A 13323-nucleotide genomic window follows, 5' to 3' on the forward strand; every position below is an offset into this window, starting at 1 on the left:
AAAGTAAATTTATTATTTTTAAATATCTTGTTTATTAAAAATAAATTTTTAGAAGTCCTGCTATAACGTTTACATATATTTTTTACATTTTAAAGTATGTACTAATTATTTAAAGTGTTGTATAATGTGAATATAAATTATAACTAGGAGGTTTCTTAATGAAATTAGTATTAACAAGACATGGTGAAAGCCAGTGGAATCTTGAAAATAAATTTACGGGCTGGGTTGATGTAGATATTACAGAAAAAGGTAGACAAGAGGCTATAAAAGGTGGTCAAACACTAAAGAAATTAGGATTAACTTTTGATGTAGCATACACTTCATATCAGAAACGTGCAATTAAAACGTTAAACATATTTTTAGAAGAATTGGATTTGCTATGGATTCCGGTGTATAAAAGTTGGCGTCTAAATGAAAGACATTACGGTGCCTTGCAAGGGTTAAATAAAGCGGAAACAGCAGAAAAATATGGCGCTGAGCAAGTTCATATTTGGAGAAGAAGTTTTGATGTAGCACCACCACAAGTAGATAAAACTAGTGAAATGTATCCCGGTAATATTGATAGATATAAAGATATTCCGGTTGATGAAATCCCAACAGGAGAAAGTTTAAAACTTACTATTGATCGTGTATTACCATATTGGCAAAGTGATATTTCTAAACAGATTAAAGATGGAAAAAATGTTCTTATTTCAGCACATGGTAATAGTCTAAGAGCATTAATTAAATATTTATTAAATATTTCAGATGAGAAAATATTAGATTTGAATTTACCTACAGGAACACCATTGATATTTGAAATTGATGAAAATTTAAATATTATATCAGCGCCGGAATTATTCTAATTTCAAAAACAAGCTATGAAAAAATACATATTAATATTAATAGCAGTTGCATTTACATTGCAAGGTTGCACTAATAAGGGAAACTTTTCAAAAGAACAATTAGAAAATATTACAAATTCTGTAACTATATCAGAATTAGAAAAAACAGAATTTAATGTTAATGATAATAAGCTAATAATTTATTCTAATGAAGAAATTATTGATAACGAGAGTTTCAATACAATTATTAAATCTTTAAAACTTAATTCACTTTCAGGAAAACAAATTTCCGGAGATAAATTATCAGCTAATGAATTTAATGGTAAAAATTTTAACGTAGAAATTATTTCAAAAAATGGCAATATGGTATCATTTAACACTAAAAATGTTACTGATAAAAATTATTCAATTAATAAAACAAAATACTCTGAATTTTTTATAAAAGGTAAAATTTTGAATTTTTCGAAAAATTTAATTAGATTTGATGAGTTGGCAGGGACTATCGAAACAGATTTGAATAATAATCGTGATATTAGCGAAAGGGTAAAACAATTTAACACTATAAAAGAGAAGGTAAATTCAGAAATTTCTTATTTTAAAAATTTATCAGCAGAAATTACGGATTATGCTAAGATAGATGAAATCAAGAATAAAGTAACTAGAGTTAAAATTTTTACGGATTTAATGACTAATGCTGTTGAGCGTTCTGTAGGAGAAAAAAAAGGAACTTATATAGCGAATAGTTTTTTAAATATCAATGAAATAGATAGAATAGCTAGAGAATTGGAAAAAATGTAATAACCTAAAGAGGTGTATAATTATATGAAGCATGAAAAAATCGTGCTTCATATAAATTTTCAGGTTGTATAATAAATACAAGCATGGAAGAATTGAAGAGAAAATAATTATTTTTTCTCTTATTATTTCTTTTATGCATCCCTTGACTAAAATGGTTTTACCAATTAAAGTAGGTGCAATATGATTTATATTTATATTAATTCCAACACTACCGTAACCATCTTCTAAAAAAGTATTTAGATACTCTTTTGAAGCCTCTTCCATAAAGGCTACTAAACTAGGTGTAGCTAAAACTTCCAGATCACCGCTTTTCATATTTTTAGCACTGTGTTGTTTTTCTACTAAAAAATTTTTTTCAAATAGTTTATTTAATTCTATATTCATTGTAGTCTCCTTTATTCATAAAATACAACATTATAATTAATAAATTTTTTATTTATATAATTGAATTTTGCTGAAAAAAATGGTTTATTAGTGACTAACCATTCTAAGAAAATATAATCACCTTCCCATGTATTTATTTTGTTTATTTCCGATTTTTTCACCCAAACTAAATCACCTTCATTGCAATTTTTTGTTAGGGTTCCGCTAAAATTATCAGCAGTAAAAACGTAAGTGTACCAATCTTTCTCGCCATCAAATAAAGGAAATGAAATTATTCCTCTAAGACGTGGTTTTGTAATATTAAGATTAGTTTCTTCTTTTACTTCTCTAATAACGCAGTCTTCAGGGCTTTCGCCCGCTTCAAATTTTCCGCCGACACTAATAGTTAATCCTTCATGAATATCATTTTTTTTCTTTGTTCTCTTGAGCATAAGAAAATTTTCACCATCATCTATATAACACATGGTAGCTAAAACACGTTTCACCAATTTATCCCCCTCTAAATAAAAAGAAAAGAAGAACAAACTTTACTTCTTTTCTTCTAAATTTTTGATAAAATTATTACTTATATCTTATTCACTACGTTTTCTATCAAATCCTAAAAGTTCTAATAACGCAACCGCTACTGTAAATATTACAGCTAAAATAGCACAATTTTGTACAGAATAACTTTGACCGTTGCTTCCTAAAATCGATGTTATTATAAATATTGCGACAAAAGAAAAGATAAATGCCCAGATTAGTGAAACTAAAAATCTCATTCTAATCCCTCCTTTAATATGTTTACACTCCTATTATACAACTAATAATAAAAAGTTACAAGATGTTAAAATAAATTTTAACTTTTCAAAATGTAGTGTTACAATAGATGTGAGACATATAATAAAAAAAAAGAAGAGTAAATCCTGTATAATGAAGTTACCTACAAATCAAAAAAAGGAATTTACTCTTATGAAAACTATTATAACAGAAAATATAGAAAAAACACAACGATATATACCTCATACTTTACAAACAAGAATAGCTGCAGTTAAAACTTATAGAAATGGTAACTCTATTCGTTTTGTTTGTAGGCGCTATAAAATATCAAAAGCCTCTCTTTTGCGTTGGAATAAAAAATATGACGGTACTAAAGAGTCTCTTATAGATAAGTCTCATAGACCTCATTCCATTCACCCTAACGCCCATACAGTTGAAGAATTGTCTTGGATTAAAAATCTTATTAAACGTAATCCTAATATTTCTATGATTGAATTATATGCTAAACTTAAATTCAACAAAGGTTATAAAAGACATCCTTGTTCTTTATTTAGAGTGCTTAGAAAATTAGGCTTTTATAAAGATACTAAGAAAAAAGTAATTCCTTATAAACCTAAACCTTATGACACACCTACTGAAATTGGTAAAAAATGGCAACTTGATGTGAAATATGTTCCTAAACGTTGTTATGTAGGAAAAATTCCTGATAAATTTTATCAATATACTATTATTGATGAAGCTACTAGGGAAAGATTTATTTTCCCTTTTAAAGAACAATCATCATATTCTACTGTTCAATTTGTTAAAATGGCTATTGATTATTTTGGGTATAAACCTAAGATAATTCAAACTGATAATGGTTTTGAATTTACGCATTTTAAAGATACTAAACGAATACACCCTTTTGATGTATTGTGTAATAATCTTGGCATTAAACATCAACTTATTAGACCTAGAACTCCTAGACATAACGGTAAGGTTGAACGTAGTCATAGAAATGATAATGAACGTTTTTACAGGCATTTATCTTTCTTTTCGTATGATGATCTTGTATCTCAGATGAAAAAGTATCTATATCGCTCTAACCGTCTTCCTATGCAGACTTTAAATTGGCTTTCTCCTGTTGAAAAAAGAAAAGAGCTACGGAAAGAGTCTATAAAAATATGCCGGCTTTATAATTCCTTGTTAGATAATAGATTTCACAACTTATTTGTCAAGGACAAGGGCTACGCCTTTTTCAAATCCTTGACAAATAAGTTTTAGAAATCTGAAATGTTCTCTAAGGAATTAAAGCTGGCAAATCTAATCAAATAATGTAATTTACGTCGGGGGCTTCATACGGTTTACATAGAAGCTAGCTTCTATGTAATTCTATTATATCTGGTATTTATTTTTTACTTTTTTTGTCTCACATCATTTACAAATGTACATAAAATAAATTTTAACTTTTCAAAAATAAACCGTTTTATTTTATAAAATAAAAATTTAATAAAGTAACATAAAAGAAAATTTTTGTGATATAATATTAAGTTATAGAGGTGATGGTTATGTACGAAAAATTATTAATTGACGGTGAATTGAGGAATAGCATTTCAGAAGAATTATTAAATTTATTTAATGAAAAAAATATAAATTATAAATTTTTTAATGGAAAAGAAACATTAGAAAATAACGTATTATTTTTGACAAATAATAAGCATAATTTAAAATCAAAGTATAGTAACGTTTTTTTACTTTCAAATGATTATGATTTTCTTGATGTAAAAAATTCAATTTTTATAAAAAATTTGGAAGATGTGATAAGAGTATATGAAAGTGGAATATGGCAAAGTTGGGCAAAAGAATTACAATTTTTAGCACAGTGCTCACTAGCCTACAGTAAGGATAAGTTTGATAGAGAACGTGCTGAAAGAATTAGAGAAATTTCTTGTGAGATGTTAAGTTATAAGTATAATGTTACGCCGGAAAAAATAAAAATTAATTTTGCCGGTGAGCTTGGCTATCAAACCCCAAAAGTTGAAAATAGAGCAGCGATAATAAAAGACAATAAAATACTATTGGTAAAAGAGCAGTTAGACGGAAAGTGGGCATTACCCGGAGGGTATCAAGATGTTGACAGATCTGTAAGGGATAATGTTATAAAAGAAGCTAGTGAGGAAGCAGGTGCAATAGTTAATCCTAAAAAATTAATTGCCGTATTTGATTATAATAAACACCATCATGTGAATTTTCCATTTGGAATGGTAAAAATATTTGTTCTATGTGATTATATTAAACACAAATTTGAAAATAATACAGAAACTGCTGATGCTAAGTTTTTCTCTTTGGATAATCTGCCTGATTTATCAATAACACGTACTACTTATAAACAGTTAGAAATGTGTTTTGATTGCTATAATAATCAAGAGACTTGGGATGTTTTATTTGATTAAAGTTTAAAAGGAAGGAAAAAGTATGAAATTAGGAAAAAATATAATACAAGAAAATCTTCCGGTACAAGAACAATTAATTTTCTGTTTACTATTAACGGTAGTTGGCGGTTTTTTTGATGCATATACCTTTGTTAATTGTGGAGGAATATTCGCCAATGCACAAACGGGAAATTTAATTTTTGTTGGAATAGGGATAGTTGACGGAAATTTTTCAGAAGTTATTCACTATACCGTGCCAATTATTTCGTTTATTGTCGGTGTATTGGTAAGTAAAAGTTTTGAATCTAAATACAAACAGTTATCAATGTTTAAACATATATATATGCTTTTGTTTACTCAAATTTTTGCATTGATTTTTATTTTTCTTAAGCAAACAATTTTCGGTATTGATATTAGACCGATTGTAATTTCGTTTATTTGTGCAATACAATTTGACGGTTTTAGAAAAGTTAATAATCTTGCTTTTGCCAGTGTTTTTTGTACGGGCAATTTACGCTCTATGAGTGAACATTTATATAGATATGTATTTTTGAGACAAAAGAATAGTAAATTACCATTTTTAATTTATAGTTTGGTTATTTCAGTATTTTTATTTGGAGTAGTTTTTGGAGCGGCAGTATCAAAATATTTTTTTCACAAGGCGATACTTACTCCAATAATAGTTATTATAGTAAATATTTTCTTTGTTAAAATTATTCAAAATGATTTTACGAGAAAAGCATAATGATATATATTTACATAAAGTTTTAGCAATGTTATAATTTAGTATAGAAATAAAATTTTAGGGAAAATAGTTTTGAAGTACTAGGGGGGTATTTTTATGAATGAGAACATACTAAATGGTTTTAAAGAGTATTTATTGAGAAGTAAAAGCTTTTCTGATAATACCGTTGAATCATACGATAGAGATATAAAAAAAATTTTGGCATACCTTGAAGAAGGTGGTTATGATTTAGAAAATTATAATTGGCTTAATGAACCATTTGTCATAGAATATATTGATTATTTAAAGGATAACAAATATTCTTCTGCAACGTTATCAAGGACTATATCGACTATTCATGGTTTTATTGATTATTTGTATGAAGAGAAGATTATTTCTGATAGAATAAATATCAATATAAAAATAGATAAAAAGAAAAAGACGAATTAGTTATTTTTACACGAGGAGAAATTTCAAGAATTTTAGATATCGAACCTTGTACTTTAAATGATTATCGAGATAAAGCTATTTTTGAATTATCATATTCTATTGGAATTAAACCAACTGAATGTATAAATCTGAAAATAAAAGATGTGAATTTAGAAATAGGATATTTAAAATATAAAACTAAGGATGGTGTTAGAACTGTTCCACTAAATGAAGAAGCTATAGTTTCTATAAAAAATTATATAGAAGAATTAAAAAAACATAAATTTGATATAGATGATCAGTGTAAATTATTTTTAAATCATGATGGAGAGGGAATAAGTCGACAAGGATTTTGGAAAATATTCAAAAAACGTCAACAAGAACTGGGACTAACTAAAGAATTGAATACTATGAATTTTAGAAATTCTTTAGCAATTCACCTATTAGAAGATAAAATTCCGGCTGAAGAAGTTCAGGAAATTTTAGGTTTAAAAAATATTCACAGTTTAAAATTACATTTTAGAAAATTACAACGAAAAAAAAATGTAAAAAGAATGTTGTCAAATCATCCGAGAAAATCGATAAGATAAGGATTTTATAATGTATAATGTTGAATTAGAAGTATTTCAAGGACCGCTTGATTTATTATTGCATCTAATAGAAAAAATGGAAATAGATATTTATAATATTCCAATGGCAAAATTAACGGAAAGCTATTTGGAATATATAAACAATACGGAAGAATTTTCTTTGGAAAATGCCGAAGAATACATAGTAATGGCAGCAACATTACTCCACATAAAAAGTAAAAATTTGTTACCGGTTTTTGATGAAATAAATTCAGAAGAAACAGAAGAAGAATTAGTACAGCAGTTGATAGAATACAAAAATTATAAAGAATTAAGTATTAAACTTCAAAATTTAAAACAGCAAAGAGAATTATTTTTAGATAAAGAAAGCCATAATATAGAAGATAAATCCAGCGTAAGAAATTTAAAGATTACTTCTGATAAATTATTAAAAGCTATGGAAAAAGTTTTAAAATCTTATGATAATAATACGGAAGAAACGTTAATTAGCTATAGAAGTGAGTTATCTTTAGAAAAGGTGAAACACACTTTACTTAATATTTTTAAAATAAAAAAGAAAATATTTTTTTCCGAGCTAATTAGTTATTATGATACAAAACAGGAGATTGTTCTTGTTTTTATTAGTATATTAGGTATGATAAAAGATCAGGATTTGCTGTGTATTATCGATGATAATGAAATAAATTTAAAATATTTAATAAAGGAAGAATAATATGCTATTAGATGAAACAAGAAAAACAATAGAAGCACTTCTTTTTATGAAAGGAGAAGATGGAGTTTCAATAGAATTTTTTTCTACTTTTATGGAAATAGACAGTGCCGAAGCACAAAATATGCTTAATGTTTTCTGTGAAGAATATAATAAAAAGAATAATTCTTTAACGATTAAAAAATATGGTTCATTATATAAAATGTTGATAAAAGATGAAATATATAATATGATAAAAAAGGCTATTGTTTCAAAAAATTTAGTAAAATTATCAAAATCTTCACTCGAAACATTGGCAATAATAGCGTACAATCAACCAATAACAAAGACTCAAATTGATAAAATAAGAGGTGTCAACAGTGATACTATAATATACTCTCTTGTAAATAAGGAATTAATTGTATCAAATAAAACACTAGACACAATCGGGAAACCGAAATTATATGAAACAACGGAATTGTTTTTGGATGTTTTTGGGTTAGAAAGTCTGGAAGAATTGCCGAAATCAGAAATTATTAATGAAGATGAATTAACCAAATTTTTAAAAGATTAGGAGATATAAAATGGCGGAAAGACTGCAAAAATTAATAGCTGCCTCAGGATATACATCAAGAAGAAAAGCTGAGCAATTAATATTGGATGGGAAGGTCAGTGTAAATGGTTCAGTAGTAAGAGAATTAGGTGCAAAAGCAGAACCTAGTGATATAATTATTGTGGAGGGGACAAGGCTTTTAAAAGAAAACAAAAGGTATTATTTATTTTATAAACCGGAAAAAGTAATTACTTCTATGGCGGATGAGAAAGAAAGAACTTGTGTTAAAGACTTTTTTGAAGCAGTAAATGAAAGAGTAGTACCTGTAGGAAGATTAGATTATGATACATCCGGTGTTCTTATAATGTCAAATGACGGAGAATTTATAAATCTCATTACACATCCAAGTCATAAAATAAGAAAAACGTACATTGCTAAAATTAATGGAAAGTTAGAGGAAAAACATTTAAAAATACTACGTTCCGGAGTAAAAATAGATGATTATAAAACATCTCCGTCAGAAGTAAGTATTGTAAAAAATAAAAATAAAAGTTCCAACACCTTAGTTAGACTTACTATTCATGAAGGAAAAAATAGACAGATAAGAAAGATGTTTGAAGCATTGGGTTATGAAGTATTAAAATTAAAACGTGAATCAATTGAGGATTTAACTTTGGAGGGGTTAAGAAAAGGTGAATATCGCATTTTAACTATTCATGAAGTTAAGAGATTAATAAATAAGGCTAAAAACGGTGATAAGTAGATTATAGGGGGTGAGCTTTTAAGTGGCTGAAAGAATTTTAATAGTTGATGATGAAGAAAGAATTAGAAAATTATTGGTGATGTATCTTGAAAAGGAAGGATATATTGTTGATGAGGCTGATAATGGGCAGGATGGACTTGAAAGATTAAAATATATGGATTATTCTTGTGTTTTATTAGACGTTCATTTACCAATGCTTAATGGGAAAACTATATTAACCGAACTTAGAAAAACGAAAGCCACTCCGGTAATAATTATGTCAGCACAAGCTGATGAGCAAAGTAGAGTGGAAGGTTTTGAGCTTGGTGCTGATGATTATGTGATAAAACCGTTCAGTCCAAGAGAACTTATGTTAAGGGTGAATGCTATTCTACAGAGAACAAAAAGAAGTGTATTTTATACACCGGAGTTATATACAAAAGATGTCTTAGTTTTCCCGGGATTGATAATTGATGTTAATTCACATAAAGTTATCGTAGATGATACCGAGATATTTTTAACACCGAAAGAATTTGACTTACTGATGTTTTTGGCGAAATCGCCGGATAAAGCATTTAGGAGAAATGAAATATTGAGAGCTGTTTGGAATTATGATTTCTATACGGATCTTAGAACTGTAGATACACATATAAAGAGGGTTAGAAAAAAAATAGCTAAAATTTCCCCTAAAGTAGCACAAATGATAACTACTGTTTGGGGTATTGGCTATAAATTTGATACGTCTTTAAATAGTTTGTAGATTAAGGAGAACCAATGCTATCATTTTATAAAAATTTAGCAAAATTAACAAGAAATACAAGTAAACTTGTTGGGAAAAAAGGAACAGATTTACCGGGAAAAGTACTAAGAAAATTAGACAAAAATATTTTAGTAAAGCTAGCAAAACAATTTGATGAAATAGTTTTTGTTACAGGTACTAACGGTAAAACGACAACTTCTAATTTAATAGGACATACGTTAAAAAAAGCGGGAATAAATTTTGTAAATAACTTTGAGGGAGCTAATATGCTGGATGGAATTATTTCAACATTTGCTGTTCAGTCAAATAATAATACAAAGTTAGCAATTATAGAAATAGACGAAGGATCCATAAAAAGGGTAATGGAGTATATAACACCTACAAGGTTTGTTATTAATAATTTTTTTAGAGATCAAATAGATCGTTTTGGAGAAATTGATACTTTAATAGCAACAATAGGGGAGCAATTAGAAGGTAAAAATGTTCAACTTATTTTGAATAGTGATGATCCTTTTGTAACAAGACTTGCTAAATACGGAAAAAATAATATATATTTTGGTATAAGTAAAGATGCGTATAAATTTTCAGATTATGGAATTTCTGAATCGAAATTTTGTCCGAATTGTGGAACAGAGTTAACTTATAGTTATATTCATTATAGTCAGCTTGGATATTATGAATGTCCAAATTGTGGATTTTCACGTCCTAATCCTGATTATACAGTAACTTATGCTGAGTTAAAACCTTTTATTTCATTAAGTGTAAATAATGAAGACAGTTTCTCTACGAAATTAGCCGGGGATTATAATATTTACAATATCTTAGCAGCATATACTTTGTTAAATATTTTAGGATTAAACAAAGAAAAAATTAAAAAAGGTTTAGAAAGCTACACCTCTAAAAATGGGCGAATGCAAAGTATTGAGATTACCGGCAAAACAACTGCATTGTTAAACCTTGCTAAAAATCCGGCAGGACTTAACGCTTCATTAGCTATCGGAAAAACAATAGATATGAGAATAAATTATTTATTGATTTTAAATGATAACGGTGCAGACGGTTTTGATATTTCATGGATTTGGGATACTGATTTTAATATATTGGCATCTCAAAATATTAATAATATTATTTGTTCAGGTAAACGTGCCAAGGAACTTGCATTAAGGTTGAAATACAGTGAGATTAATGCCAATATAGTAGTTTTGGAAAATATAAAAGAGGCAGTTGCGAGGTTAAAAAAATACAGTGAAAAATATTCTATTGTAATACCGAATTATACAGCACTGATAGAAACTCAAAAAGAATTGGAGAATTAAAATGGAATTGAAATTGTATCATTTTATGCCTGATAAATTAAATCTTTATGGTGATATTGGAAATGTTATAGCACTCAAAAAAAGATGTGAATGGCGTGGTATAAATCTTAAAATAGAAAATATAACTTCAACGGATGGTGTAAAGTTATCAAACTGTGATATGTTCTTTATTGGTGGTGGCTCGGATAGAGAACAGTGCATTGCAACTGAACAATTTTCTAAGATAAAAAATGAGTTTAAGTCAGCCATAGAAGCCGGAGTGCCGGCATTAACTATTTGTGGAGGTTATCAATTTTTAGGGGAATATTACAAAACTGTGGATGGTGTTAAATTGCCGGGGTTAAATATTTTAAATTTTTATACGGAATCGAAGAAAGATGCACCACGTTTAATAGGGAATATACTAGTTGAATCGGAAATGTTTGGAAATATCGTCGGCTTTGAAAATCACGGAGGTAGAACATATCATAATTATAATACGCTAGGTAATGTTATAGTTGGATTTGGAAATAATGATTATGATAAAAAAGAAGGATTATTGTATAATAATTTAATAGGCACATATCTTCACGGACCAATTTTACCAAAAAATCCTAATGTGGCTGATTATTTAATTAAAGCTGCATTAGATAATAAGTATGGAAATTATGAGTGGAAACCATTAAAAAATGATGTTGAATTTATTGCTAACAACCATATGGTAGAATTATTGAGGAAAAATATAAAGTAGTATCAGTAGCGATACTGCTTTTTTATTAGGTTGTATAATAAATACGGGGCATGAAAAAAATCCATACCCCGTATTGTTTTTTAATATACAAAAAGACAAATATCCAATATAATTAAAGTGCAAAAAAAAATAAACTATGAAAGGATATCTGTCATGAATAATTTTAACACAAAAACAAAAGAAATAAAAGAGGGAGAATTCATTAAAAACCTACTACAAATAAAAGATAAAAATATAACTATTGAGAAAACACATAACGAAACTATAAAAAATAATCAAAAGTACTTTGTATTCAAAGGTACCTTAACATATAAACCCAAGAAGTGTGAATGCTGTGGTTGTCTTAATAAAGGTTATACTGTAGTTAAAAACGGCTTTAATGAACTTACTAGAATTAATCTATTAAAAATATCAGGTATCCCTGCTTATTTGGAACTAAGAAAGCAACGTTTCAAGTGTAAAACTTGTAATAAAAAATTTGTAGCTACTACTTCTTTTGTAGATAAATACTGTAGTATTTCTAAAAATGTTAAGTTTTCTATAATGAGTGATTTAGCTGATACTTTATCTTTTAAACAAATAGCCAAAATGAATAATGTATCGGTTAATACTGTTATAAGAACTCTTTATAAATGTAAATCCCATGTAGACATTCTTAACTATAATACCTTACCTGAGTATTTATGCTTTGATGAGTTAAAGTTTACTAAAGATAGTAAAAATGGTATGAGTTTTATTTTTTTAGATGCTTTAACTCATGAGATTATTGATATAGTTGATGGTAGAACTGAGTATATTTTAAATAATTATTTTTCCAGATTTTCTAAAGAGGCTAGAAGTAATGTTAAGGCTATTTGTATTGATATTTATACTCCTTATATGAAGTTGATTAGAAATAAGTTTCCTAATGCTGAAATTGTTATAGATAGGTTTCATATTATTCAAAATGTTAATAGAGAACTTAATAGAACTAGAGTTAAGCTAATGAATATTTACAAAAAACAAAAAGGTATTAATTATACTCTTTTAAAAAATAATTGGAAGTTAATATTAGAAGATGAAAGTAATGTTACTCATGGTAGGTTTTTCTTTAATAGGAGTTTTAGGAGTTTAGTTACTAGACGTGATATTTTAGATTATTTATTAGGATTAGATTGTATATTTAAGGCTAGCTATGAGAGAGTTCAGGATATTAGATATGCAATAAGGTATAGAAATGAGTTGGAGTTTAAAGAATTAATTGAAAAATCTACTATCGATTTATCTGATGGTGTTAGTAAGGCTATTAATACTATGAGAAAAGATAAAGAGTATATGCTTAATAGTGTTAGGTATTCTATTTCTAATGGTTCTTTGGAGGGTATTAATAATAAGATAAAGGTTTTAAAGAGAGTTTCTTATGGTTATAATAGCTTTTATAACTTTAGATTACGCATTTTAGTTGTTTCTAGGTTATTTGTTTCTGAGTATAAAAATAATATTTCTTTTAAGGGCGTTTTGAAAAATGCCAAGCAACACTGCATTGCTTAGCATTTTATCCTTATTTTTTCTCATGCCCCGTATTTGACACAGAGCCTTTTATTATATATTTATATACAAAATATTTTTTGTTGCT

16 protein-coding genes and 1 pseudogene are annotated in these 13323 nt (G+C 27.5%); 14 read left to right on the plus strand and 3 right to left on the minus strand.

What is annotated here, in order from left to right:
- The first annotated feature begins 158 nt into the window (after positions 1 to 158).
- On the plus strand, positions 159 to 845 hold the full coding sequence (gpmA, locus tag AXE85_RS04400) for a 2,3-diphosphoglycerate-dependent phosphoglycerate mutase (RefSeq protein WP_062173384.1): 687 nt from the start codon (positions 159 to 161) through the stop codon (positions 843 to 845).
- Positions 846 to 860: 15 nt separating this feature from the next.
- A complete protein-coding gene (locus tag AXE85_RS04405; RefSeq protein ID WP_231723748.1) occupies positions 861 to 1622 on the plus strand; it encodes a hypothetical protein in 762 nt (253 codons plus the stop codon).
- Here AXE85_RS04405 and AXE85_RS04410 read toward each other — a convergent pair.
- The 3 genes from AXE85_RS04410 to AXE85_RS04420 form a co-directional block, all read right to left on the minus strand.
- Positions 1572 to 2006 carry a thioesterase family protein gene (locus tag AXE85_RS04410; RefSeq protein ID WP_197415944.1) on the minus strand — a complete coding sequence of 145 codons (435 nt, stop codon included), beginning with the start codon at positions 2004 to 2006 and terminating at the stop codon, positions 1572 to 1574. The genes AXE85_RS04405 and AXE85_RS04410 overlap by 51 nt on opposite strands.
- A gap of 11 nt (positions 2007 to 2017) precedes the next feature.
- Positions 2018 to 2491, minus strand: a complete 474-nt coding sequence (locus AXE85_RS04415; RefSeq protein WP_106388777.1) for an NUDIX hydrolase — start codon at positions 2489 to 2491, stop codon at positions 2018 to 2020.
- Positions 2492 to 2578: 87 nt separating this feature from the next.
- Positions 2579 to 2767, minus strand: coding sequence for a DUF2929 family protein (locus AXE85_RS04420; protein WP_021752811.1), 189 nt, complete (start codon positions 2765 to 2767; stop codon positions 2579 to 2581).
- A 190-nt stretch (positions 2768 to 2957) separates the two neighbouring features.
- Here AXE85_RS04420 and AXE85_RS08265 point away from each other — a divergent pair.
- The 12 genes and pseudogenes from AXE85_RS08265 to AXE85_RS04475 form a co-directional block, all read left to right on the plus strand.
- A pseudogene (locus AXE85_RS08265) lies at positions 2958 to 3908 on the plus strand (DDE-type integrase/transposase/recombinase); the annotation flags it as partial.
- Between the two features lie 404 nt (positions 3909 to 4312).
- Positions 4313 to 5197, plus strand: a complete 885-nt coding sequence (locus AXE85_RS04430) for an NUDIX hydrolase (RefSeq protein WP_072520413.1) — start codon at positions 4313 to 4315, stop codon at positions 5195 to 5197.
- Between the two features lie 22 nt (positions 5198 to 5219).
- The gene (locus AXE85_RS04435) at positions 5220 to 5921 is read left to right on the plus strand and encodes a YoaK family protein (protein WP_062173386.1); all 702 of its coding nucleotides are present in this window, start codon (positions 5220 to 5222) and stop codon (positions 5919 to 5921) included.
- Between the two features lie 96 nt (positions 5922 to 6017).
- Positions 6018 to 6350 (plus strand): site-specific integrase, encoded by a 333-nt coding sequence (locus tag AXE85_RS08625; protein ID WP_231723749.1) that lies wholly within the window; start codon positions 6018 to 6020, stop codon positions 6348 to 6350.
- Positions 6351 to 6388: 38 nt separating this feature from the next.
- Complete coding sequence (locus AXE85_RS08630; RefSeq protein ID WP_231723818.1) at positions 6389 to 6919, plus strand: tyrosine-type recombinase/integrase; 531 nt, start codon at positions 6389 to 6391, stop codon at positions 6917 to 6919.
- 10 nt (positions 6920 to 6929) lie between these two features.
- Positions 6930 to 7631, plus strand: coding sequence for a segregation and condensation protein A (locus AXE85_RS04445; protein ID WP_062173389.1), 702 nt, complete (start codon positions 6930 to 6932; stop codon positions 7629 to 7631).
- Position 7632: 1 nt separating this feature from the next.
- Complete coding sequence (scpB, locus tag AXE85_RS04450; RefSeq protein ID WP_062173391.1) at positions 7633 to 8181, plus strand: SMC-Scp complex subunit ScpB; 549 nt, start codon at positions 7633 to 7635, stop codon at positions 8179 to 8181.
- Positions 8182 to 8191: 10 nt separating this feature from the next.
- Positions 8192 to 8923, plus strand: coding sequence for a pseudouridine synthase (locus tag AXE85_RS04455; RefSeq protein ID WP_062173393.1), 732 nt, complete (start codon positions 8192 to 8194; stop codon positions 8921 to 8923).
- Between the two features lie 22 nt (positions 8924 to 8945).
- The gene (locus AXE85_RS04460) at positions 8946 to 9662 is read left to right on the plus strand and encodes a response regulator transcription factor (RefSeq protein WP_021752818.1); all 717 of its coding nucleotides are present in this window, start codon (positions 8946 to 8948) and stop codon (positions 9660 to 9662) included.
- 14 nt (positions 9663 to 9676) lie between these two features.
- The gene (locus tag AXE85_RS04465) at positions 9677 to 10978 is read left to right on the plus strand and encodes a Mur ligase family protein (protein ID WP_062173395.1); all 1302 of its coding nucleotides are present in this window, start codon (positions 9677 to 9679) and stop codon (positions 10976 to 10978) included.
- A gap of 1 nt (position 10979) precedes the next feature.
- Positions 10980 to 11708: a type 1 glutamine amidotransferase gene (locus AXE85_RS04470; protein WP_062173397.1), complete on the plus strand. Its 729-nt coding sequence runs from the start codon at positions 10980 to 10982 to the stop codon at positions 11706 to 11708.
- 153 nt (positions 11709 to 11861) lie between these two features.
- The gene (locus AXE85_RS04475; RefSeq protein WP_062171995.1) at positions 11862 to 13238 is read left to right on the plus strand and encodes an ISL3 family transposase; all 1377 of its coding nucleotides are present in this window, start codon (positions 11862 to 11864) and stop codon (positions 13236 to 13238) included.
- Positions 13239 to 13323: the final 85 nt, after the last annotated feature.

The organism is Gemella sp. oral taxon 928 (genome assembly GCF_001553915.1).
GTDB classification, from domain to species: Bacteria; Bacillota; Bacilli; order Staphylococcales; family Gemellaceae; genus Gemella; species Gemella massiliensis.